23 protein-coding genes are annotated in these 24,390 nt (G+C 46.5%); 7 read left to right on the forward strand and 16 right to left on the reverse strand.

Going from position 1 to position 24,390, the window contains the following annotated elements:
* Positions 1–27: 27 nt before the first annotated feature.
* Positions 28–1,002 carry a DUF2860 family protein gene (locus HC752_RS19760; protein WP_190336926.1) on the forward strand — a complete coding sequence of 325 codons (975 nt, stop codon included), beginning with the start codon at positions 28–30 and terminating at the stop codon, positions 1,000–1,002.
* Between the two features lie 61 nt (positions 1,003–1,063).
* Here HC752_RS19760 and HC752_RS19765 read toward each other — a convergent pair whose 3' ends face one another.
* Positions 1,064–2,587 carry a YifB family Mg chelatase-like AAA ATPase gene (locus HC752_RS19765; RefSeq protein WP_190336927.1) on the reverse strand — a complete coding sequence of 508 codons (1,524 nt, stop codon included), beginning with the start codon at positions 2,585–2,587 and terminating at the stop codon, positions 1,064–1,066.
* A 457-nt stretch (positions 2,588–3,044) separates the two neighbouring features.
* On the opposite strand from HC752_RS19765, the gene ilvG reads away from it, so the two are divergent.
* Genes ilvG through ilvA form a run of 5 tightly spaced genes read left to right on the forward strand, consistent with a single transcriptional unit; the run spans position 3,045 to position 9,348 of the window.
* Positions 3,045–4,691, forward strand: coding sequence for an acetolactate synthase 2 catalytic subunit (gene ilvG / locus HC752_RS19770; RefSeq protein WP_190336928.1), 1,647 nt, complete (start codon positions 3,045–3,047; stop codon positions 4,689–4,691).
* A complete protein-coding gene (gene ilvM / locus HC752_RS19775; RefSeq protein ID WP_190336929.1) occupies positions 4,691–4,975 on the forward strand; it encodes an acetolactate synthase 2 small subunit in 285 nt (94 codons plus the stop codon). The genes ilvG and ilvM overlap by 1 nt, the downstream gene beginning before the upstream one ends.
* A 15-nt stretch (positions 4,976–4,990) precedes the next feature.
* Positions 4,991–5,962, forward strand: coding sequence for a branched-chain-amino-acid transaminase (ilvE, locus tag HC752_RS19780; RefSeq protein WP_190336930.1), 972 nt, complete (start codon positions 4,991–4,993; stop codon positions 5,960–5,962).
* Between the two features lie 11 nt (positions 5,963–5,973).
* Positions 5,974–7,815 (forward strand): dihydroxy-acid dehydratase, encoded by a 1,842-nt coding sequence (gene ilvD / locus HC752_RS19785; RefSeq protein ID WP_190336931.1) that lies wholly within the window; start codon positions 5,974–5,976, stop codon positions 7,813–7,815.
* Positions 7,816–7,818: 3 nt separating this feature from the next.
* Positions 7,819–9,348 carry a threonine ammonia-lyase, biosynthetic gene (gene ilvA, locus HC752_RS19790; protein ID WP_190336932.1) on the forward strand — a complete coding sequence of 510 codons (1,530 nt, stop codon included), beginning with the start codon at positions 7,819–7,821 and terminating at the stop codon, positions 9,346–9,348.
* A gap of 45 nt (positions 9,349–9,393) precedes the next feature.
* On the opposite strand, the gene HC752_RS19795 is transcribed toward ilvA, so the two are convergent.
* On the reverse strand, positions 9,394–10,167 hold the full coding sequence (locus HC752_RS19795) for a transporter substrate-binding domain-containing protein (RefSeq protein WP_190336933.1): 774 nt from the start codon (positions 10,165–10,167) through the stop codon (positions 9,394–9,396).
* Between the two features lie 108 nt (positions 10,168–10,275).
* On the opposite strand from HC752_RS19795, the gene HC752_RS19800 reads away from it, so the two are divergent.
* The gene (locus HC752_RS19800) at positions 10,276–11,013 is read left to right on the forward strand and encodes an amino acid ABC transporter permease (RefSeq protein WP_194717424.1); all 738 of its coding nucleotides are present in this window, start codon (positions 10,276–10,278) and stop codon (positions 11,011–11,013) included.
* Positions 11,014–11,114: 101 nt separating this feature from the next.
* On the opposite strand, the gene glmU is transcribed toward HC752_RS19800, so the two are convergent.
* The 14 genes from glmU to mnmG form a co-directional block, all read right to left on the reverse strand.
* The gene (gene glmU / locus HC752_RS19805; protein WP_190336935.1) at positions 11,115–12,476 is read right to left on the reverse strand and encodes a bifunctional UDP-N-acetylglucosamine diphosphorylase/glucosamine-1-phosphate N-acetyltransferase GlmU; all 1,362 of its coding nucleotides are present in this window, start codon (positions 12,474–12,476) and stop codon (positions 11,115–11,117) included.
* Between the two features lie 224 nt (positions 12,477–12,700).
* Complete coding sequence (locus HC752_RS19810; protein ID WP_190336936.1) at positions 12,701–13,123, reverse strand: F0F1 ATP synthase subunit epsilon; 423 nt, start codon at positions 13,121–13,123, stop codon at positions 12,701–12,703.
* An 18-nt stretch (positions 13,124–13,141) separates the two neighbouring features.
* Complete coding sequence (gene atpD / locus HC752_RS19815; protein ID WP_190336937.1) at positions 13,142–14,545, reverse strand: F0F1 ATP synthase subunit beta; 1,404 nt, start codon at positions 14,543–14,545, stop codon at positions 13,142–13,144.
* Between the two features lie 34 nt (positions 14,546–14,579).
* Entirely contained in the window at positions 14,580–15,446 is an 867-nt protein-coding gene (gene atpG, locus HC752_RS19820) for a F0F1 ATP synthase subunit gamma (RefSeq protein WP_190336938.1), read from the reverse strand.
* A 50-nt stretch (positions 15,447–15,496) separates the two neighbouring features.
* Complete coding sequence (gene atpA, locus HC752_RS19825) at positions 15,497–17,038, reverse strand: F0F1 ATP synthase subunit alpha (protein ID WP_190336939.1); 1,542 nt, start codon at positions 17,036–17,038, stop codon at positions 15,497–15,499.
* Positions 17,039–17,051: 13 nt separating this feature from the next.
* Positions 17,052–17,585, reverse strand: coding sequence for a F0F1 ATP synthase subunit delta (gene atpH, locus HC752_RS19830; RefSeq protein WP_190336940.1), 534 nt, complete (start codon positions 17,583–17,585; stop codon positions 17,052–17,054).
* A 15-nt stretch (positions 17,586–17,600) separates the two neighbouring features.
* Positions 17,601–18,071, reverse strand: coding sequence for a F0F1 ATP synthase subunit B (atpF, locus tag HC752_RS19835; RefSeq protein WP_101114852.1), 471 nt, complete (start codon positions 18,069–18,071; stop codon positions 17,601–17,603).
* 71 nt (positions 18,072–18,142) lie between these two features.
* Entirely contained in the window at positions 18,143–18,400 is a 258-nt protein-coding gene (atpE, locus tag HC752_RS19840) for a F0F1 ATP synthase subunit C (protein ID WP_004411110.1), read from the reverse strand.
* 50 nt (positions 18,401–18,450) lie between these two features.
* Positions 18,451–19,260 (reverse strand): F0F1 ATP synthase subunit A, encoded by an 810-nt coding sequence (gene atpB, locus HC752_RS19845; protein WP_190336941.1) that lies wholly within the window; start codon positions 19,258–19,260, stop codon positions 18,451–18,453.
* Positions 19,261–19,268: 8 nt separating this feature from the next.
* Positions 19,269–19,658, reverse strand: coding sequence for a F0F1 ATP synthase subunit I (locus tag HC752_RS19850; RefSeq protein WP_104398607.1), 390 nt, complete (start codon positions 19,656–19,658; stop codon positions 19,269–19,271).
* Between the two features lie 188 nt (positions 19,659–19,846).
* Positions 19,847–20,728 carry a ParB/RepB/Spo0J family partition protein gene (locus HC752_RS19855; RefSeq protein ID WP_190336942.1) on the reverse strand — a complete coding sequence of 294 codons (882 nt, stop codon included), beginning with the start codon at positions 20,726–20,728 and terminating at the stop codon, positions 19,847–19,849.
* A 22-nt stretch (positions 20,729–20,750) separates the two neighbouring features.
* A complete protein-coding gene (locus HC752_RS19860) occupies positions 20,751–21,524 on the reverse strand; it encodes an AAA family ATPase (protein WP_190336943.1) in 774 nt (257 codons plus the stop codon).
* Between the two features lie 14 nt (positions 21,525–21,538).
* Positions 21,539–22,171, reverse strand: coding sequence for a 16S rRNA (guanine(527)-N(7))-methyltransferase RsmG (gene rsmG / locus HC752_RS19865; RefSeq protein WP_190336944.1), 633 nt, complete (start codon positions 22,169–22,171; stop codon positions 21,539–21,541).
* Entirely contained in the window at positions 22,171–24,063 is a 1,893-nt protein-coding gene (gene mnmG / locus HC752_RS19870; RefSeq protein ID WP_190336945.1) for a tRNA uridine-5-carboxymethylaminomethyl(34) synthesis enzyme MnmG, read from the reverse strand. The genes rsmG and mnmG overlap by 1 nt, the downstream gene beginning before the upstream one ends.
* Between the last annotated feature and the right edge of the window lie 327 nt (positions 24,064–24,390).

Below are 24,390 nucleotides of genomic sequence, written 5' to 3' on the forward strand. Positions count from 1 at the left end.
TATCAGTATTCAAATAAAGGAATTATCATGGAACGAAAATCGTTAAGTGTTTTACTGTCTGCTTTAGTTGCGTCCTATGGTGCTCAGGCAGAGCTCAGCGATAAGAATGGATTCAGTGGTGAAATAGCCATCAATGTTGGCTATACCAGTCAAACATCAAACATGAACACCGAAGCCAGTGCTCAACGTACAAAGGGCGAAACCCCAACCGAAAGTAAAGTATTGATCGCACCATTAGGTAACCTGCAATACACATTCGGGTCAGACAAACAGCATCAGCTGTTTTTCGGTACCTCTCGTGCCGATATTGCCATCGGTACTTTAGCGCTCGAACTCGGCTACAAAAATGCATTGTCTTCGGGTATGACATGGAGTCTCGCCGCGTTGCCTAGCGTACTTCAATCTAATGTGTGGCAAGACCCTTATCAGCTCAATGGTAACCGTAAAGAAACCAAAGAATTTGGTACGGCTTATCGGCTTCAATTAGAAAAAACACCGCTGTTTGGTCTCAATTTTGACCTCGCCTATGGTCGAATTCATATTGATAAAGAAACATCGGGATCAGAATTGGTGTTGGGTGCCGATAAACTCGATCGAAATGGCAAGGTGTTCTATTCCAAAATCGAGAAATTTATACCATTGAGCCGCACAACCTTTTTAATGCCGTCACTTAAATACATCCAACGTAATGCCAGTGGCTCTTCGATGCAAAACACTGGAATCGGTGCAGATTTAACCGTGATAATGATCCGAGGGCAGCACAAATTCGTAACGACAGCGTCTTATCTCAATCGTAACTATGACGATACCAACCCTGTCTTTGATAAAACCCGAGATGATAACCAACTCAAGCTGTTTTTGGCCTATGAATACGCCAATGTCATGGGGTGGGAAAACACGTCTTTGGTTGCGTTTGGTGGGTATGACTCCGTCACGTCAAACATCGATTTCTACGACAGTAGCAACTGGATTGTGGCTACCGGTTTGAACTACCGCTTTTAACAAAAGCTTAGAAAACTCGAGAGCGTAAAATTCGACAATGCCAGCAGCTCGCTGGCATTTTTTATACCGCTTGTGCGGTGAGCTGTTTCATGAGCCGATCCATAGCACGGTACCCTAAGGCTTCAGCAATGTGGGGGCGCTCAATGCTTTTGCTCCCCGACAAATCCGCGATGGTGCGAGCCACTTTTATTATCCGATGATACGCTCGAATGGATAATCCCAGCTGATGCAACGCGTTTTCAAGAAACTCCGCATCTTGCTTATGTAGAGGGCAAAATTTGTCTATTTCACGCGTCCCTAGCAACGCGTTTACTTTACCATTGCGCGATTGCATTCTCTCACGCGCAAAATTCACTCTTTGTTTCACGACTTGGGTGGGTTCTCCACGATCCCCTCCTTCAGACAACGTGCCTTTGGGCAATGCAGGAATTTCCAAAGACATGTCGAACCTATCCAGCAGTGGACCAGACAAACGCCCTAAGTAACGTAAAATGGCTTGCGGATTGACTCTCGCTTGGTTACCTTCGTAATATCCTGTCGGGCTTGGGTTCAGCGCCCCCACCAGCTGAAAACGAGCCGGAAATCGCGTTTTACCTGCCGCACGCGAAATAATGATCTCCCCCGATTCTAAAGGCTCTCTCAAAGAATCCAGTACCTTTCGTTCAAATTCGGGCATTTCATCAAGAAATAAAAGCCCATTATGCGCCAACGAAATTTCACCCGGTCTAGGAATAGATCCCCCACCAACCAATGCTGCCATGGAGCTGGAGTGATGGGGAGAACGAAAGGGGCGATTCTTCCAGTTGTATTGATTGATTTCTTGCTGGGTGAGTGACGCAACCGACGCCGTCTCCATCGCTTCTTGCTCATCCATCTCTGGCAGTAAATCACGCAAGCGAGACGCCAACATCGTTTTTCCCGTGCCAGGTGGTCCCAGAAAAAGCAAGTTATGATTACCTGCTGCGGCGATCTCTAGTGCACGCTTACCTTGCTGCTGCCCAATGATGTCTTGCAAACAACGAGACGACTCTTGGGTAACGGTCATTTCAAGTGTTTGGAATAAAGACAGGGACTTTTGACCACATAAATCGGCACACACATCCAACAAGTTGGCTGCCGATTTGTGCGTGTTGGCTCCAACCAATGCGGCTTGGTCACCATTGGCATCAGGTACTACCAAACAACGTTGATGCTTATTGGCTGCGAGTGCAGCGGGCAATACGCCTTTAACGGCTCTCAATTCGCCTGATAAAGCCAGTTCACCAATAAACTCGATTTGCCCAAGTTTAGTCATAGCAATTTGTTCGGATGCCGCTAAGATGCCAAGCGCAATCGGTAAATCGAAGCGACCGCCTTCTTTTGGTAAATCCGCTGGCGCTAAGTTTACCGTTATGCGCTTGGCGGGAAACTCGAAACCAGAGTTAATAATGGCGCTACGCACCCTATCACGCGACTCTTTTACGGTGGTTTCAGGCAGCCCCACTAACGTAAAACCTGGCATACCATTGCTGATATGCACTTCAACCGCCACCTCTGGAGCTTCTACTCCTACACACGCGCGGCTGTGAATTATTGCTAAAGCCATGTTGCATCCTTGCCTATTATTCATACAATGATAGATTTGTAACTATTTAATTTTTATATAGTTATTCACTTTATAACTTTTTTATGTACGCGATAAATGTGAAAAAAGTCTTACTTTTTCCTTGTCATGTAACCGAAGAGTGTGTTACCACTAGAAACGCAAACAATTTCACAACTTTTGAATAATTAGAATTCATGAATTTAACTGCTCGCATTAACGCACTCGTTACCCTGATTATCGTGGTCATTATTGGGACCGCTCGGGGGCTTGTGGGCAGGAAATAACCACAGAATAGCAAAAACCCCCGCGCTGAGAAGCTCGGGGGTTTTTTTATAACTTAAGATATAATTAACCGAATACAATTAGGTTAATACAGGAAGAGATGGGAGCACACGATGTGCAAAGGCAATAAAGGGATGACGTTATTTCGTCCCTCGCAAACCGCAGGAGAACAACGATGACAGGTGCTGAATTAGTTGTTGCGGCTTTGCAGCAAGAAGGAATTAAAACCATATTTGGCTATCCTGGCGGGGCAATTATGCCAATCTATGATGCGTTGTATGATGGTGGTGTAGAGCACATCTTATGTCGCCATGAACAAGGTGCCGCTATGGCAGCCATTGGCATGGCGCGTTCAACCCAAGATGTCGCAGTATGCATGGCAACATCGGGACCAGGCGCAACCAACCTCGTCACCGGGCTCGCGGATGCATTCTTGGATTCCGTCCCACTGGTTGCCATTACAGGTCAAGTTGCCAGCTCACACATCGGTACCGATGCCTTCCAAGAGATGGATGTCATTGGTATGTCCTTAGCGTGCACTAAGCACAGTTACCTCGTTACCGACATCAATGACCTCGCTCCCACCCTTGCTGAAGCTTTTGAAGTTGCGAAAAGTGGCCGACCTGGCCCTGTCATTGTCGACATCGCTAAGGATGTTCAGCTCGCTCAAGCACCAACAGAAATATTGCCTCACTTTGAGCCACCAGCCATTCCAATTGCTGACGCAGAAGCCATCGCACAAGCTCAAGCATTGCTTTCGCAAGCAAAGCGTCCGGTATTGTATGTCGGTGGTGGTGTTCAACTGGCACATGCAACAGAATCGGTTCGCGAATTTTTACGCATTAACCCGATGCCTTCTGTCAGCACGCTGAAAGGTCTGGGCACCATTGAGCGCCATGACCCTCACTATCTAGGTATGCTAGGGATGCACGGCACAAAAGCGGCCAATTTAGTGGTTCAAGAATCGGACTTACTTATCGTTGTGGGGGCTCGTTTCGATGACCGTGTAACAGGTAAACTCGATACGTTCGCCCCACACGCTAAAGTTATTCATATTGACATCGATGCCGCCGAATTCAATAAGCTAAGAGTAGCCAATGCCCCGGTACGAGGTGACATCAACGTCATTCTCCCTCAACTAGAACTATCACAAGATATTTCCCCTTGGGTTCACCACAGTGAGAGCCTAAGAAGTGGCTTTAAGTGGCGTTATGATCATCCGGGCGACCCCATTTTTGCACCGCTTTTATTGAAGCAACTGTCTGACATGATGCCAGACACATCCATCGTTTCGACCGATGTTGGGCAACACCAGATGTGGGCAGCACAACATATCCAGCCTCGCGAACCTCAAAACTTCATCAGCTCTGCGGGTCTTGGCACCATGGGGTTTGGTTTGCCTGCAGCAATGGGGGCGGCCGTTGCGCGTCCTGACGACCAATCTATCCTTATATCAGGAGATGGATCGTTCATGATGAACGTGCAAGAGCTGGGGACATTAAAACGTCGTCAGATCCCCGTCAAAATGGTGCTGCTAGACAATCAGCGTTTGGGTATGGTTCGCCAGTGGCAATCGTTGTTCTTTGATGGTCGACACAGTGAAACCATTTTGGATGACAACCCAGATTTCCTTATGTTGGCTCAAGCGTTTGGTATTCCAGGAAAACAAATCACGCGTAAAGAAGAAGTTGGGCCTGCACTGAAAGAAATGCTAGAGAGCAAAACGTCGTACCTGCTTCATGTCCTGATTGATGAAGAGCAAAACGTATGGCCATTGGTGCCGCCAGGTGCCTCGAACAATGACATGCTGGAGAACACCTGATGCAACGCTATTTATTAGATATCAAAGCCGATGATAAACCCGTGCTGCTGGAGCGTGTTCTTCGCGTGGTGCGTCACCGCGGTTTCATTATTCGCCAAGTCGCTGCCACTCAAAACCACGAAAGTAAAGTGGCCAGTGTAGAGATCATCGTCGACAGTGATCGTCCTATTTCTATGTTGGTCAGCCAGATCGAGAAATTGTGGGACATTCGCTCAGTCGACGTTACTGAGATCGACAATAACGAACTCCCCAATAACAACTTACAACAAAAAGTGTGTGCATAAGGAAGGAACGCGAACATGACAGCAAAAACAGCCGATTACATCTGGTTTAACGGTGAAATGGTTCCATGGGGCGAAGCGAACGTTCACGTTTTGACCCACGCAATGCACTACGGAACGTCTGTATTTGAAGGGGTACGCTGCTACAACACCCCGAAAGGTCCTATCGTCTTCCGTCACTTAGAGCACGCTAAACGCTTAAAAGATTCTGCTAAAATCTATCGCTTCCCTATCCCCTATTCTGTCGAAGAAATCATGGAAGCTACCCGTGAAACCTTACGTCAAAACAAATTAGATAATGCCTACATCCGTCCATTAGGATTTGTTGGAAACGTCGGTTTAGGGGTGTGTCCGCCTGAAGGAACGGAAATGGAACTGATCATTGCGGCCTTCCCTTGGGGAGCTTACCTTGGTGAGGAAGCGTTAGAAAATGGGGTTAATGCGATGATTTCGAGCTGGAATCGTGCCGCACCGAACACCATACCAACGGCGGCTAAAGCTGGGGGTAACTATTTATCTTCTCTCCTCGTTGGCGGAGAAGCTCGTCGACATGGTTACGACGAAGGCATTGCGCTTAGCGTAGACGGGTACCTTTCGGAAGGGGCTGGCGAAAACATCTTCGTCATTAAAGACGGGGTTCTGATGACGCCACCCACAACAAGTGCCATTTTGCCAGGCATCACTCGCGACTCCATCATGACACTGGCCAGAGACAGAGGCTACGAGGTGCGCGAGGTCAACATCGCCCGTGAAGCTTTGTATCTCGCAGACGAAGTCTTCATGACAGGCACAGCCGCAGAAATCGTTCCAGTTGCCACCATTGATAAAATTGAAGTAGGCAACGGTAAACGCGGTCCTATCACTCAAGTACTGCAAGACGCCTATTTTGGCTTGTTTAATGGCACCACAGAGGACAAGTGGGGCTGGTTGGATTACGTGTACCCTCAAGCTCAAGGTACCGAATCAACACAAACTGCACCAGCGAAGTAAGGAAGAAAACAATGCCTATATACAGATCCGCAACAACAACACACGGTAGAAACATGGCTGGTGCGCGCGCTTTATGGCGGGCGACTGGTGTAAAAGAAGAAGATTTCGGTAAACCAATCATTGCTGTCGTGAACTCATTCACTCAGTTTGTGCCTGGGCACGTCCACTTGAAAGACATGGGTCAACTGGTGGCAGGTGAAATTGAAAAAGCAGGCGGGATTGCCAAAGAGTTCAACACCATCGCCGTTGATGACGGCATCGCAATGGGCCACGGCGGCATGTTGTATTCACTGCCATCTCGAGAGCTGATCGCCGACTCCGTCGAATACATGGTAAACGCGCACTGCGCCGATGCGATGGTCTGCATCTCAAACTGTGACAAAATCACCCCAGGAATGTTGATGGCGTCTATGCGTCTGAATATTCCCGTGATCTTCGTTTCGGGCGGTCCTATGGAAGCAGGGAAAACCAAGCTATCGGATCAGATCATCAAACTGGATCTGGTGGATGCCATGATCCAAGGCGCGGATCCCACGGTATCCGATGAACAAAGTCAACAAGTCGAGCGCTCTGCATGCCCAACTTGCGGTTCATGTTCTGGTATGTTCACCGCTAACTCAATGAACTGTCTAACAGAAGCATTGGGACTATCCCAGCCAGGAAATGGCTCCATGCTAGCCACTCACGCTGACCGTGAACAGCTGTTCATCAATGCGGGCAAACGTATCGTTGAGCTAACGCGCCGTTACTACGAAAAAGACGACGAAACCGCACTCCCAAGAAACATCGCCAGCCGCGCCGCTTTTGAAAATGCCATGGCATTGGATATTGCCATGGGGGGCTCAAGTAACACTGTATTGCACCTTTTGGCTGCCGCGCAAGAAGGTGAAATTGATTTTGACATGAAAGACATTGATGAAATGTCTCGACGTGTTCCACACTTATGTAAAGTGGCGCCGTCCACACAAAAATACCACATGGAAGATGTGCACCGCGCTGGTGGAGTGATGGCGATACTGGGTGAATTGGATCGCGCTGGTTTGATTAACAGTGACACTCGCACTGTGTTAGGTCTGTCCATGCAAGAACAGCTGGCAGAATACGACATCATTCAAACAAAAAATGAAGACGTGCTTAAGTTCTTCCGTGCGGGTCCCGCTGGTATTCGCACCACCAAAGCCTTCTCCCAAGATTGCCGTTGGGATAGCTTGGATGATGACCGTGAAAACGGCTGTATCCGCACCAAAGAGAACGCCTTTAGCCAAGAAGGCGGATTAGCGGTACTTTCAGGAAACATCGCCGAAGATGGCTGTATTGTAAAAACAGCGGGTGTCGACGAAGACAACCTGACATTCCAAGGACCTGCAATTGTATTTGAAAGCCAAGATACCGCGGTAGACGGTATTTTGGGCGGCAAAGTGAAAGCCGGAGAAGTGGTCGTCATTCGCTACGAAGGACCAAAAGGCGGACCCGGTATGCAGGAAATGCTTTACCCTACTACCTACTTAAAGTCGATGGGCTTAGGTAAATCTTGCGCTCTTCTAACGGACGGTCGTTTTTCTGGTGGTACATCGGGCCTATCCATTGGTCACACGTCTCCGGAAGCTGCCAGCGGCGGCACCATAGGCTTAGTTCAAGATGGCGACATCATTACCATTGACATTCCAAGCCGCTCAATCACGTTAGACGTGTCTGAAGAGGAACTCGCAGCACGCCGGGCGAAGCAAGATGAGCTCGGCTGGAAACCCGCAAACCGCCAACGTGAAGTGTCTTTCGCTCTCAAAGCATACGGCAGCATGGCGACCAGTGCTGACAAAGGTGCGGTCCGCGACAAATCGATGTTAGAGGACTAACCGATGACACTGACCACTCAATCCGGCGCAGAATACCTGCGCCAAATCTTGCGCGCTCCTGTTTATGAAGTGGCAATGGTGTCTCCCTTTCAAGAGATGCCTCGGCTCTCTGCGCGCATTGGTAATCAGATTCAAATAAAACGAGAAGATCGCCAACCGGTTCATTCCTTTAAGCTACGTGGCGCTTACAACATGGTCGCGAGCCTGACTGACGAGCAAAAAGCATCCGGTGTCATTGCTGCTTCTGCGGGAAACCACGCGCAAGGCATGGCACTGTCGGGCTCTAAATTAGGCATTCAAACCACCATCGTCATGCCCAAAACCACGCCAGATATCAAAGTTGATGCGGTTCGCGGGTTTGGTGGAAACGTGGTGCTTCATGGCAATAATTTTGATGAAGCCAAAACCGAGGCTGAACGGTTATCAGCGGAGCATGGCTATACCTTTGTGCCTCCCTTTGATCACCCGATGGTGATTGCAGGACAAGGCACGATTGGCATGGAAATGCTGCAACAAAATGGTCACTTAGATTACATCTTTGTGCCAGTTGGCGGAGGCGGTTTAGCCGCAGGCGTTGCCGTTTTGGTTAAGCAATTGATGCCTGAAATCAAAGTCATCGCTGTCGAGCCGGAAGAATCCGCGTGCCTAAAAGCGGCGTTGGATGCGGGCGAACCCGTGGTTTTGGATCAAGTGAGTATGTTTGCGGATGGCGTCGCAGTGAAACGCATCGGTGAAGAGACTTTCCGACTTTGCCAACAATACATCGACGGTCACATCAGTGTGTCCAGCGACGAAATCTGTTCCGCCGTGAAAGACATTTTTGAAGATACTCGAGCCATTGCAGAGCCATCGGGTGCTTTGGCTCTGGCGGGTTTAAAGAAGTATGCCGAACAAAATGCCTTGAAAGGTAAACAGTTAGGTACGATTTTGTCAGGCGCAAATACCAACTTCCACGGATTACGCTACATCTCTGAACGCTGTGAATTAGGTGAAAAACGCGAAGGTTTGCTGGCGGTCACTATCCCCGAAAGGCAAGGTGCTTTCTTTGAGTTTTGTAACTTGATTGGTGGCAGGGCTGTTACCGAGTTCAACTACCGTTATAACGATGACCAGCTTGCTAATATCTTTGTCGGGTTGCGCTTACAAGATGGCCAGCAAGAGCTGGATAGTGTCATACAAGACTTACGTAATGGTGGATACCCTGTTGTCGATTTGTCGGATGATGAAATGGCAAAACTTCATGTGCGTTACATGATTGGTGGTAAACCTTCCAAACCGTTGAAAGAAAGGCTGTATAGCTTTGAGTTTCCAGAGTACCCAGGGGCGCTGGTGAAATTTTTAAGCACATTGGGCACCCATTGGAATATCAGCCTATTCAACTATCGAAATCAAGGCGCGGATTATGGTCGTGTACTTTGTGGGTTTGAATTAGAGGAATCGGATCTGACCCGCTTCTCAGCTCACCTTCGAGAATTGGGTTATCAGTGTAAAGATGAGTCAGATAACCCTTCATATCAGTTCTTTTTATCGTAATTAAAACGGGGCTTTCGCCCCGTTTTCTATTTTTAAATAAAAAAATTAAAGGCTTTTCAGCCCCCATTTTTCAGCCGTTTGCTTAAAGAAGCCCTGTGTTTTCTTCAACTCTACCCAGTGATTAACGTAATTGATCCATTCTTGGTCATCTTGCGGCAACAACATAGAAATAGGTGTTGGGCGACGAGGCTTGGGAACAGGCACTATTGCAAGTTGCTTAAACTTCTCAACCAAAGTTGCCGCTTCTACGTTTGAAGTAACAGACACATCCGCACGGCGAGCCAATAATTCTTGGAAATCGCGAGCGGGCGCTTCGATAACAACATGCTTTGCTTCTGGGAAGAAGTCTTTCACCATATTTTCTTGAACGGTCCCTAACGTTGCAGCAACTCGGATATCCGATTGATTAAAATCGCTCCAGTCTGAAAATTTTGCCAAATCTTTCTTCTGAACCACAGGGACAAATGCAAGATAGAAGTAGGGCTGACTGTATCCTGCCACTTTAGCGCGTGACATATTCAAGGACGCACTGCCTGTAATGTCATATTTATTTGCCGTCACACCATTGACCAAAGTTTTCCAATCGGTTGCAACGTACTCCACTTTCACACCCATATCTTTCGCCAGCTCTGTGGTGATATCAATGTCAAATCCTCTGTAGCTGTTATCCGCTGGGTTTTTCATCGTCATTGGGTTCCAATCACCGGTAGTGCCTACACGAAGTACACCCGCATCTAATATTTCATGCAAACGGCTAGCCGCTTGAACTTGTGCTAATCCCAGCAGTAATACACTAAAACCAATTAACCATTTTTTCATTTTAATTCCTTCTTCATGTTCGAAAAAACAACGTTTTCTCATGGCAACACTGATAACATAGCAATATCTTTAAACATTTTTTAGCATTTGGTTATAAATATCGTGCACTTGTCTTCGCTTTTTATTGCTTTCTCTGTATTCCTTCTCTCAGGGTGCAGCGATTATCAATGGGGTTGGTACGTTTTAGACCCCACAACCGAACAAGGTATTATCAATCTAAAATTCCTCATTGCTGGCTTTGAGGATACGATTTACATATCGTTCATCAGCATGCTGCTTGCGATGTTATTGGGATTAATCGTGGCTTTACCAGCCTTAAGTGAACGTCAATCGCTTCGCGCCATCAATCGAATATACGTCGAAAGCATCCGCTCTATTCCCGTATTGGTGCTTTTATTGTGGGTTTACTATGGGTTACCTACACTTATGGACGTATCACTCGATTATTTTGCAGCAGGAGTGATAGCTCTGACTATCGCTGAGAGCGCCTTTATGGCAGAGGTATTTCGAGGCGGTATCCAAGCGATTGCGCGAGGACAGCATGAAGCAGCAGAATCATTGGGGCTTAATTACTGGCAGAAGATGAGACTCGTCATTCTTCCACAAGCATTACGACAAATACTGCCTCCTTTGGGTAACCAATTTGTCTATATTTTGAAGATGTCGTCCTTGGTCAGTGTCATTGGCTTAAGTGACCTAACACGTCGAGCAAACGAGCTGGTCGTCAACGAATACCTCCCACTGGAGATTTACACCTTTTTGGTGCTCGAATATTTAATACTAATCCTGTTTGTCTCCCAGTGCGTTAGGTGGCTAGAAAAACGCATCGCCATTCCCAGTAACTAGAACGAGCTGTGTTATAGAGCAAACATAAAAAAGGCTGATCCCAACATCAACCTTCTCAAGAGCAATCTCATTAATATTAATCGCGTTAATTACGAACCCAGTTATTTATTTTTTACGGGTCGCTGCCAGTCAGAAATTTTACGCTCTTTCGCGCGAGTGATCACTAACTCACCTTCATCGACATCTTTCGTTAATGTCGTTCCTGCACCAATCGTCGCACCATTTGCTACCGTTACAGGTGCGATAAGTTGGCTGTCTGACCCCACAAATACGTCGTCACCAATGATGGTTTTGAATTTGTTGGCACCGTCATAATTACACGTAATCGTCCCAGCCCCAATATTGGTACGTTGACCAATTTCAGCATCCCCTAAATACGTAAGATGATTCGCTTTGGATCCTTCCCCTAGGCGGGCGTTTTTCACTTCGACAAAGTTGCCTACATGCGCATTGTTACGAAGCTCCGCACCAGGTCGAAGGCGGCTAAATGGTCCAACCGTACACTCTTCGCCAATTGTGGCACCTTCAATCACACTGTAAGGACGAACAATCGTATTATCATCAATCTCACAGTTTTTCAGCACACACCCTGTGCCAATGACCACATTGTCCCCCAAGCTCACATTACCTTCGATGATGACATTGGTATCGATTTCAACGTCCATTCCACACTGAAGCGTACCACGAAGATCGAATCGTTCAGGATCGCGCAACATTACACCTTGTTCGAGCAAAGTATGTGCATTCATGCGCTGGTAGGCACGTTCAAGCCTTGCCAATTGAGCGCGGTCGTTCACGCCTTCAACTTCAATAGGGTTCACAGGATGAACAGCTTCAACGGCACGGCCTTCATCGTGCGCCGCAGCGATGACATCCGTCAGATAATACTCGCCTTGTGCATTTTCGTTCTTTAGGTTCGCTAACCAACGTTTCAGATCACCGCCCGTCGCCACCATAACGCCAGTATTGATTTCTTTGATCAGCTTTTGTTCTTCTGTCGCGTCCTTTTGCTCAACAATTGCCACTACCGGACCATTTTTACGAACAATACGCCCGTAGCCCATCGGGTTGTCTAGCACCACGGTTAGCAAGGCAATACCACCATGAGGTTGCGCTTCTAGCAGGTTTTCGACCGTTTGAGAAGAAATCAGCGGAACATCACCGTATAACACTAATATTTTTTCATCGTCCGAAAATTCAGATGACGCTTGATTAACTGCATGACCTGTTCCTAATTGCTTGGCTTGCAGTACCCAATTGACGGGCTCTTGCGACAACGACGCTTTCATTTGATCACCACCATGCCCATAGACAAGATGAATGTTTTGAGCACCCAGCCCATTACAGGTATCGATAACGTGTTTTGCCATGGGTTTGCCTGCAAGTGTATGAAGCACTTTCGGCTTATTAGAATACATGCGAGTGCCTTTGCCCGCCGCGAGGATGACCGCGCTGAATTTCATAAATAGTGGTTCCTAAAAGACGTTGTCGTTTAAGTGATGGATTTTAGCGTGAATTACGCAAAGAGTTAAAGATTCGGCGTGGTTTTCGTATCAAATGATGACTTGGTTTAACAAAAGTAGGACAACGGGCTTGAGACAATCATGAAATAGGCGGAATTGACGAGGAAACAACACAAGAAAAAACAAAGGCGACCCTAAGGTCGCCTTAATCGCTGCGCTAATGATTAGCGTACTTTTTTGGTCAGTTCGATTACTCGAAGCTGAGCAATGGCTTTAGCCAGCTCACTGGCCGCTTGTGCAAAGTCCATGTCGCCATGCTGATTATGGATATTTTCTTCAGCCTTGCGTTTGGCTTCTTCTGCCTTAGCTGCGTCTAGATCTTCACCACGGATAGCCGTATCAGCCAATACAGTCGCTGTACCAGGCTGAACTTCCATCATGCCACCAGAGATGTAAATCACCTCTTCGTGACCGTGTTGCTTCACAATACGCACCATTCCAGGCGTAATAGCGGTCAGCAGCGGTGCATGCCCAGGATAAATTCCCAGCTCACCTTCGCTACCGGTCACTTGAAATGTTTCAACCAGCCCAGAGAAAAGTCTTTTCTCCGCACTAACCACATCCAAGTGAAAGGTCATTGCTGCCATATCGCCTCCTAAATAGCCTTATAGCTTCTTCGCATTCTCGATAGCATCATCGATCGTACCGCAGTACATGAACGATTGCTCTGGAATGTCATCGTATTCACCAGATAGCAGACCTTTGAAACCACGTAGGGTTTCTTTCAGAGGTACGTATACACCTGGGTCGCCTGTAAATACTTCAGCTACGTGGTAAGGCTGAGTTAGGAAACGCTCAATCTTACGCGCACGAGATACGACTTGCTTATCTTCCTCAGATAGCTCATCCATACCTAGAATAGCGATGATATCTTTCAGCTCTTTATAGCGCTGAAGTGTCGACTGCACGCCACGAGCAATGTCGTAGTGCTCTTGACCAACAACCAATGGATCAAGTTGACGTGATGTCGAATCCAATGGGTCAATCGCAGGGTATAGACCCATAGCCGCGATGTTACGGTTAAGTACAACCGTTGCATCCAAGTGAGCAAACGTTGTGGCTGGAGATGGGTCAGTCAAGTCATCCGCTGGTACATATACCGCCTGAACAGAGGTAATAGAACCGGCTTTCGTTGACGTGATGCGCTCCTGTAGAACACCCATTTCTTCTGCAAGTGTTGGTTGGTAACCTACCGCAGACGGCATACGACCTAGAAGTGCTGATACTTCTGTACCGGCTAGGGTATAACGGTAGATGTTATCAACGAACAACAGTACGTCACGACCTTCGTCACGGAAACGCTCTGCCATTGTTAGACCAGTCAGTGCAACACGTAAACGGTTACCTGGAGGCTCATTCATCTGACCGTAAACCATTGCTACCTTAGATTCTTCAGGATTCTCAACGTTTACAACGCCCGCTTCCTGCATCTCGTGGTAGAAGTCGTTACCTTCACGAGTACGCTCACCTACACCAGCAAATACTGATAGACCAGAGTGTTGAAGTGCGATGTTGTTGATAAGTTCCATCATGTTAACGGTCTTACCTACACCTGCACCACCAAACAGACCGATTTTACCACCCTTAGCGAATGGACAAACCAAGTCGATTACTTTAACACCTGTCTCTAGTAGAGCAGTTTCGTTAGATTGCTCTTCGTAACTTGGTGCTGGACGGTGAATTGCGTAGTGCTCTTCTGCACCGATTTCACCACACTCATCAATCGCGTCACCTAGAACGTTCATGATACGACCAAGAGTCTTAGTACCTACTGGTACTGAGATTGGAGCGCCAGTGTTTTCCACTGTCAGTCCACGACGTAAACCATCAGAGCTACCCATAACGATTGCGCGAATTACGCCACCGCCTAGCTGCTGTTGAACTTCAAGAACAAGACGCTCTTTCGCTTCAACAACGTTCAGAGCATCATATACACTTGGTACTTCGCTCTGTGGGAACTCTACGTCGACTACCGCACCGATGATCTGTACGATCTTACCTGTAGCCATCGTTAATCCTCTAACTTATTAGTTTTACCTATGCTTAAACCGCGGCAGCACCACCAACGATTTCCGACAGTTCTTGTGTGATAGCCGCTTGACGCGCCTTGTTGTACACAAGTTCTAAGTCTTCTATCAGGTTGGTTGCATTATCCGTTGCAGCTTTCATTGCGATCATTCGAGCCGCTTGCTCACAAGCAAGGTTCTCGACCACGCCTTGGTACACTTGTGATTCAACGTAGCGAATCAATAGGGTATCCAGAAGTGGTTTTGGCTCAGGCTCATAAATGTAGTCCCAAGCATGTTCGCGCTGCATCTCTTCGCTGTCCGATTTCGGCAGAGGCAGTAATTGATCGATCGTTGGTTCTTGTACCATAGTGTTCACAAAGTGGTTGTACACTACATACAGACGATCCAACTCGCCTTCATCATACTTCTTCAACATGACACTGACTGAGCCGATCAAATCTTCAAGGCTTGGGCTGTCACCCAAACCAGAAACTTGAGCCGCTACTTTTGCGCCGCTGTTGTTAAAGAACGCTGTCGCTTTAGAACCAACTATCGCCAGTTCAACGTCTGCGCCTTTATCCGACCATTCTTTCATGTCTAATGTTGCTTTCTTGAACAAGTTAATGTTCAAACCACCACACAGACCACGGTCGGTAGAAACGATGATGTAACCAACACGTTTGGCTTCACGTTCCTCAAGATAAGGGTGCTTATACTCAAGGCTACCGTTCGCCACATGACCGATCACTTTACGCATTATTTCAGCATATGGACGAGAAGCTTGACGCGCGTCTTGTGAACGTCGCATCTTAGAAGCCGCTACCATTTCCATCGCTTTCGTAATTTTCTGCGTGCTTTTAACACTACCGATTTTATTACGTATCTCTTTTGCGCCGGCCATCGTATTACTCTCCGTTTATGGTAATAGGTGACCTTACGGCCACCGACCAACTACCAAGTCTGGGTTGCTTTGAAATCATCCACGAGCTTTTTAAGCTGCGCTTCGATGTCGTTGTTGTAAGCACCCGTTGCATCGATCTCTTTGACAAGATCAGCGTATTGACTGCGAGCATACGACAGTAGAGCCGATTCAAAATCAGCCAGCTTATCAAGAGCGATATCTTCAAGATAACCGCGCTCTGCCGCAAAGATAACCAGCGCTTGGTCAAATACTGACATTGGAGCGTACTGCTTTTGCTTCATCAGTTCCGTTACTTTTTGACCATGGTTTAGCTGCTTCTTAGTCGCATCATCAAGGTCTGACGAGAACTGAGCAAACGCTGCAAGTTCACGGTACTGTGCCAGAGCGGTACGAATACCACCAGACAGTTTCTTGATGATTTTAGTTTGCGCTGAACCACCTACACGAGAGACTGAAATACCTGGGTCAACCGCTGGACGTACGCCCGCGTTGAACAGTTCAGTTTGTAGGAAGATCTGACCATCAGTAATCGAGATTACGTTCGTCGGTACGAATGCAGATACGTCACCTGCTTGCGTTTCGATGATTGGAAGAGCAGTCAAAGAACCAGTCTTGCCTTTCACTTCACCGTTAGTGAACTTCTCTACGTACTCTTCACTTACACGAGCAGCACGCTCTAGTAAACGTGAGTGAAGGTAGAAAACATCACCAGGGAACGCTTCACGACCCGGTGGGCGCTTAAGCAATAGAGAGATTTGACGGTAAGCAACCGCTTGCTTAGATAGGTCATCATAAACAATCAGTGCATCTTCACCGCGATCGCGGAAGTATTCGCCCATCGCACAACCAGCGTATGGTGCTAGGTATTGTAACGCCGCTGATTCAGAAGCCGATGCAACAACAACAATAGTGTTCGCTAGCGCACCGTGCTCTTCCAGTTTGCGAACTACGTTAGCGATGGTCGATGCTTTCTGACCGATGGCTACGTAGATAGAGAAAATACCTGAGTTTTTCTGGTTAATGATCGAGTCAATCGCCATCGCTGTTTTACCAGTCTGGCGGTCGCCGATAACAAGTTCACGCTGACCACGACCGATTGGGATCATGGAGTCAACCGATTTGTAACCAGTTTGTACAGGTTGATCAACCGATTTACGATCGATTACACCGGGTGCGATCACTTCTACAGGAGAAGACAGTTTCGCTTCAATTGGACCTTTACCATCAATTGGCTCACCCAGTGTGTTTACAACACGACCTAGCAATTCAGGACCAACGGGTACTTCAAGAATACGACCAGTACCTGTTACTTTCATGCCTTCCTTGAGGTCGGCATACGGGCCCATTACAACGGCACCAACCGAGTCACGCTCAAGGTTAAGTGCCAGTGCATAACGACCATTCGGTAATTCAATCATTTCACCTTGCATCACGTCCGCTAGACCGTGAATGCGAATAATACCGTCGCTTACCGATACGATAGTACCTTCATTACGAGCTTCACTTACAACGTTGAAAGATTCAATACGCTGTTTGATCAGTTCGCTTATTTCCGTGGAATTAAGTTGCATGCTCCAATCCCCATCAAGACTGCAATGCATCGCTCAGGCGGTTCAAACGTCCACGCGCTGAGTTATCAATGACTAGGTCTCCGGCTCGAATTATAACCCCACCAAGTAGGGTCTCATCTATGCTGCAATTCAGCTTTACTTTGCGCTCTAGGCGTTTTTCAAGTTTGCTGCTGATTTCTGCTTGTTGCTCTTCAGAAAGGTCGATAGCTGAAATAACATCAACTTCGATTTCTTTCTCATGCTCTCGTTTTAGAGCAAAGTAACCACTGCAGACTTCAGGAAGGGCCTTTAAACGACCATTCTCAGCCAGCACCTTAATTAGGTTTTGGCCATTTTCATCAAACTGTTCGCCGCAAATCGCGATAAAAAGCTCTGAAAGCTTTTCAGCAGTCATTGACCCGTTTAACAAGTCAGCAACATCGTCATTTTTTGCGACTTCCGCTGCGAAAGTCAGCATCTGTCCCCATTGGTCCAGTGCGTCTTTCTCAACAGCAAAGTCAAAAGCTGCTTTAGCATAGGGGCGTGCGATTGTAGTCAAATCAGACATATGCTGCCCCTTGCATTAAAGTTTTGCAGTAATGTTGTCAAGAATATCTTTGTGCGCTGCATCATCAATAGAGCGCTCTAGGATTTTCTCAGCACCAGCTACAGCCAGAGTAGCAACTTGTTTGCGCAGGTCATCGCGCGCGCGGTTGCGTTCAGCTTCGACTTCTGCTTCTGCTTGAGTCAAGATTTTATGGCGTTCAGCCAAAGCATCTTCACGAGCTTCATCCAGAATTTGAGACTTACGCTTGTTCGCTTGATCGATGATCTCAGTTGCTGTGCGCTTCGCTTCTTTAAGTTGATCAGAAGCATTGGCTTGTGCTAGATCCAAGTCTTTCGCAGCACGTTCAGCCGCTTGTAGACCGTCAGCAATTTTTTTCTGACGTTCTTCGATCGCTTGCATAATTGGCGGCCATACATACTTCATGCAGAACCACACAAACAGTGCGAACGAGATTGCTTGACCTAGCAGAGTTGCGTTCATATTCACAACAGCTACCCCTCTTATTAGACTTAGTGTTAATCAGTGACAAGCTAAAGCTTGTCGCTCAAAACCAATGATTAACCAGCTAATTGACCAACGAATGGGTTTGCGAAAGTGAATAGCAGCGCGATTACGATACCGATCATTGGAACCGCATCCAATAGACCAGCGATGATGAACATCTTAACTTGAAGCATTGGCGCCATTTCAGGTTGACGTGCTGCACCTTCAAGGAACTTACCACCCAGAATTGCGAAACCAATTGCAGTACCTACTGCACATAGACCTACGATGATTGCTACTGCGATTGCTGAGAAGCTTAATACAGTTTCCATTACTATCTCCAATATATAGCGATTAACTAAAACTACTTAGAATAAAAATTTTAATGATCATTGTCTTCGTGTGCCATGGACATGTACACAATAGTCAACATCATGAACACGAATGCCTGAATCGTGATTACCAGAATATGGAAAATAGCCCACGGCAGTGAACCCATCCATTGTAGATACCATGGTAGCATTGCGGCACAAAGAATGAATACAACCTCACCAGCAAACATGTTACCAAACAGACGCATACCAAGAGACAGCGGTTTCGCCAGTAGCGATACCACTTCAATCAGAAGGTTGAATGGGATCATGATTGGGTGATTAAATGGGTGTAAAGCCAATTCTTTTGCAAACCCACCTAGACCTTTCACTTTGATGCTGTAATAAATCATCAGAGCGAATACGCCTATTGCCATAGCCATGGTGATATTAACATCAGCAGACGGTACTATCTTAAGGTAAGGAATACCGAGCTGCCCTGCTGGGTAAGGAAGGAAATCGATTGGAACTAAGTCCATCAAGTTCATTAGGAATACCCAACAAAAGATAGTCAGTGCCAAAGGCGCTATCAGAGGGTTGCGTCCATGGAACGTATCTTTGACGTTTTCGGCGACAAATTCTACGATCATTTCAACAAAACACTGTAGCTTCCCTGGTACACCTGCTGTCACTTTTCTAGCTACTGCGTAAAAGACTCCGAGGAAAATTAAACCAGTTAACCATGAAAAGAACAGGCTATCGATATGTACATTCCAGAAACTCGTCTCTTCCGCCACTAATCCCAACTTGTAAGTTGAAAGATTAGAAAGGTGGTGAGCAATGTAACCAGAAGGTGTTAACGCTTCGCCTGGCGCAGCCATAACTCGTCCTATTTTTTGTTGTTAATGAATAGCGCTGGAGCAAAGATATTTATCCCTAAAACCAGCAAATAGGTTAGTTTCAGGGGAACAAGTTCCACCTGTATATACATGTAGGCAACGGAAAATAACACTACTGTAATGAGAATTTTCAGTGCCTCACCCGTGTAGAAGGAAGCAGCGACGTATTTAGCGGCTCGCGCTCCAACAAACAAGAATGCACATATTGCGAAAACGGCATTGGCAACAACAAAAATGCTACCACCTATCAGCGCTGATATTCCCCATTCAACATCTACAGCAATTGTCGTTCCTGCTGCCACAAACATAACTGCGCCAACCTGGATCATTAACAATTGCTTTGCAAGCTCTCGTCCTGGCCTAGCTAACGCCGCTATCATGTATTCGTACCTCTAATAAACACTCGCATCACACCTAACCGCGAGCGAAGAGAAATTGCCGAAAATTATACGGTGAGTCGCTTTTAATGCAATTAAAACGCAGCAAAAACTTACATTTTTGTTTACAAACCGACAACTTTCACTCAAAAAAACATTTTTTTATAATTGATGTAAATTAATTATCTCACTTAACCTTCCAATATTGCAACGAGTTGCTCTAATTTGTGAGGTTCATCAATACTGATGGTCAGTTTTACTTTTCCATTCGAAGATCGAACAATTGACACTTGAGAACCCAATTTTTCACTCAATCTTTCAGATAAAGCTTGCGCTTCAGGGTCATTTTTGGCTTTTTCAGTGTCAACCTGTGGTGAAAGGCGTTTTTTCACTAACTGCTCGGTTTGGCGAACATTGAGTTTCTTCGCGATAACCGTTTCAGCGATATCAAATTGGTCGTTTTGTTCAACGGCCAGTAAGGCGCGCGCGTGCCCCATTTCAAGCTTTCCCGTTTGGACAAGGCGCTTCACATCCTCATTTAATTGATTCAGCCTTAATAAGTTAGAGACCGTGGTGCGAGACTTACCAATGACCTCAGCGACCTGCTGGTGCGTTAATTCAAATTCGTCTTGCAGTCGCTCTAATGCTTGCGCTTCTTCAATCGCATTCAAATCTTCACGTTGAATGTTTTCAATCAACGCCATGGCGACGGCTGCGCGATCTTGCACCTTTTTCACTAAACAAGGTACTTGTTTTAGACCAGCTTGTTTCGCGGCTCGCCAGCGGCGCTCACCTGCGATAATTTCATATTGTTGATCCCCCACTTGTCGAACAATAATGGGCTGGATAATTCCTTGAGACTGGATCGATGCGGCCAATTCGCTCAGCGCTTCAGGTTCCATCTGCTTACGTGGCTGATATACGCCTGCCTGCAATAGTGCCACTGACAGATCTTTCAATTCCCCTTCAGAGGACAAAGACTGGCTGTGGTTGATTGTCTGTTGCTTTTCTCTCGCCATTGAGCTGGTCGCAAGCAACGCATCGAGGCCTTTTCCTAAGCCGCGTTTGGACATGACACTTTCCTTCTAAATTGGATTATGCAGGCATTTCTTCACGACGAAGTATCTCACCCGCTAACGCGAGGTAAGCCTTAGCACCAGCAGAATACTTGTCGTAATACATTGCTGGTTTACCATGGCTTGGGGCTTCTGCCAATCGAACATTTCTAGGGATAACGGTTCGATATACTTTGTCACCAAAATGCTTTTTCAGTTGATCCGATACTTCATTTGACAAACGATTGCGCGGATCATACATGGTTCGGAGTAAACCTTCGATTTTCAAATTCTCGTTAACGACAGCCGCCAGTTTGCTAATGGTATCCATCAATGCAGTAAGCCCTTCCAAAGCGAAATACTCGCATTGCATCGGCACTAAAACGGAATCCGAGGCCGCCATCGCATTGATGGTAAGAAGGTTTAATGAAGGTGGGCAATCGATAAAGATGAAATCATAGTTGCCACAGACCGACGCCAACGCATTTTTTAAACGCATTTCACGAGCAAAAACTTCCATCAATTTAATCTCTGCTGCGGTAACATCGCCATTCGCCGCAATAAGATCATATCCACCTGTTGTTTTGCTGACAACCACATCCTCAAAAGGCGTATCTTCAACCAACAAATCATACGCAGAGGCATCAACGGCGTATTTGTCTACGCCGCTAGCCATAGTTGCATTGCCTTGTGGATCAAGATCAATTACCAGTACTTTTCGTTTTGTCGCAGCCATAGAGGCAGCCAAATTGACACACGTTGTGGTTTTGCCCACACCACCTTTCTGGTTGGCAATTGAAATGATTCTTCCCACGGATGACCTCGCTATTATCCCTTGCGCGATAAGATTACAAGATGTCGCTCACCTTCAAGCTCTGGAACGTTCAAAGCTTTGATGTCGATCACAGAACACCAGTCTGGAAGCTGAGCAAGCTCTGATTCGGGTTTCACCCCTTTCAGTGCTAAAAATACGCCGGATTCGGGTTTTGGTAAATGTTGGCACCACTCTACCATGTCTAAAATCGAAGCAAACGCACGACTTAGTACTCCATCGAAGCCAATATCAGGTCGAAATTCTTCCACTCGACTTTGTACTGGAGTGACATTTTCGATTTTCAGTTCGTGAAGTACCTGTTTTATAAACCGAATACGCTTACCTAGACTATCGAGCAATGTGAAAGATTTCTCAGGGTTCATGATGGCCAGGGGAATACCCGGTAAACCAGGTCCTGTTCCAACATCAATAAAACGATCACCTTCAAGATGCGTGCTGACCACGATACTGTCCATGATGTGTTTCACGATCATCTCCAGTGGATCTCGAACAGAAGTCAAATTGTACGCTTTATTCCATTTATCGAGCAGTGTGACATAACCAATCAACTGTGCTTTTTGCGCATCGGAAACGTCTAACGACGTTTCCTCTAATAAGGCATCCAGTTTGATTCTTAACACATCCACTAGGCTGCTCCTTTTTTTAACTGACCATTTTTCTTTAAATAAACCAGCAAGATAGAAATAGCGGCTGGAGTGATCCCCGAAATACGAGACGCTATTCCAATGGTTAAAGGTTTCGCATCCGACAGTTTAGCGACGACCTCGTTAGACAGGCCTTTTACATTTAAGTAATCGAAATCAGCGGGGATCTCCGTATGCTCATGGCGCAGTGATTTTTCAATTTCGTCTTTCTGACGTTGGATATAGCCTTCGTATTTGACCTGAATTTCAACTTGTTCCGCCGCTTGTGAATCGTCTAACGCTGGCGAAAATGCATCCAGTTGAGTTAGCTGCTCGTAATTCAGCTCAGGACGACGCAATAAATCTTCCCCACTGGCTTCTCGAGACATAGGCGTTTTTAGCAAGGCATTTAGGGTTTCGATTCCCTCTGACTTAGGGTTCATCCATGTCTCTTTTAACCGTTGACGCTCGCGTTCCATATTCTCTACTTTTTCATTAAAACGCGCCCAACGAGCATCACAAACCAACCCAAATTCACGACCTTTTTCGGTTAATCGAAGATCGGCGTTGTCCTCACGGAGTAACAGTCGATATTCCGCTCGAGATGTAAACATGCGGTAAGGTTCTTTGGTCCCCATGGTAGAAAGATCGTCGATCAACACGCCAACATAGGCTTGATCTCGCCGTGGGTTCCAGCCCTCTTTCCCTTGGGTGTGTAAGCTGGCGTTCAATCCTGCCATTAGCCCTTGAGCTGCCGCTTCTTCGTAGCCCGTTGTGCCGTTAATTTGCCCTGCAAAGAACAAACCATGAATGAACTTGGTTTCGTAATTTGGTTTGAGGTCTCGAGGATCAAAAAAGTCGTACTCAATCGCATAGCCTGGGCGAACAATGTGCGCGTTTTCAAAGCCTTTCATTGAGCGAACGATCTTGACTTGAACATCAAACGGCAGGCTGGTCGAAATCCCATTGGGGTACAACTCGTGCGTAGTCAGTCCTTCAGGCTCGATGAAGATCTGGTGGCTGTTTTTATCTGCAAAACGCATCACTTTATCTTCGATCGATGGGCAGTATCGAGGACCGATCCCTTCAATTACCCCCGCATACATGGGGCTACGATCGAGATTTTGTCGGATCACGTCATGCGTTTTCTCATTGGTGTGAGTGATAAAACACGGAATTTGTGTTGGATGTTGGGTTCGATTACCCATGAATGAAAATACTGGTGTCGGATCGTCACCGTGCTGAACATCGAGCTCAGTAAAGTCGACCGTACGAGCATCAATACGAGGAGGCGTACCGGTCTTTAGACGATCAACACGGAAAGGCATTTCTCTCAAACGATCCGCTAACGCTATCGAAGGAGGATCGCCGGCACGCCCACCAGAGAAGTTTTCCATTCCAATATGGATCTTACCACCTAAAAACGTTCCTACGGTCAACACAACAGCGTCAGCTTTGAATTTAAGCCCCATTTGAGTCACGACACCAGCAACTCGATCATGTTCAACAATAATGTCATCCACCGATTGTTGAAAGAGCGTTAGATTGGGTTGATTTTCAAGTGCGTGTCGCACAAATGCTTTATACAACGCACGATCGGCTTGTGCTCGAGTCGCTCGAACTGCCGGTCCTTTTGATGCATTTAACGTTCGAAATTGAATACCAGCATGATCAATGGCTTGTGCCATTAATCCACCCAAAGCATCCACTTCTTTGACCAAATGTCCTTTGCCAATGCCGCCAATCGCTGGATTACAAGACATTTGTCCTAGGGTATCAATGTTATGAGTGAGCAACAGGGTGCGCTGACCCGTACGAGCTGATGCAAGTGCGGCTTCCGTTCCTGCATGTCCGCCACCAACAACAATGATGTCAAAAGTTTCGTGATAAAGCATGAACCGACCTCAGGCATTCAATGAGTTTAGAGAGCTAGTGAAAAGGAGCGATATTCTACCCTCTTTAGGGCAAGGAGAGAAACGATTTTGGATCGTCTCAAAGGCTTTCATTGATATAAGATCTTTATATAGATCTTTTATTAGATCTACTATTAAGGAAGCCCGATCTTGTGGATAAGTCAAAAATGATCAACAAGATCATGCTTTTTTATACGATCGTTTCTTGTGATCTTCCTTTGATCTGATCGAGTATTAGCTGGGAACAAAATGTATAGTTATACACAGAGATGGAAATAGTCTAATCTTATTATCTGGATAACTATAGGT

The sequence above is a fragment of the Vibrio sp. S9_S30 genome (assembly GCF_014694455.1).
Classification (GTDB): domain Bacteria; phylum Pseudomonadota; class Gammaproteobacteria; order Enterobacterales; family Vibrionaceae; genus Vibrio.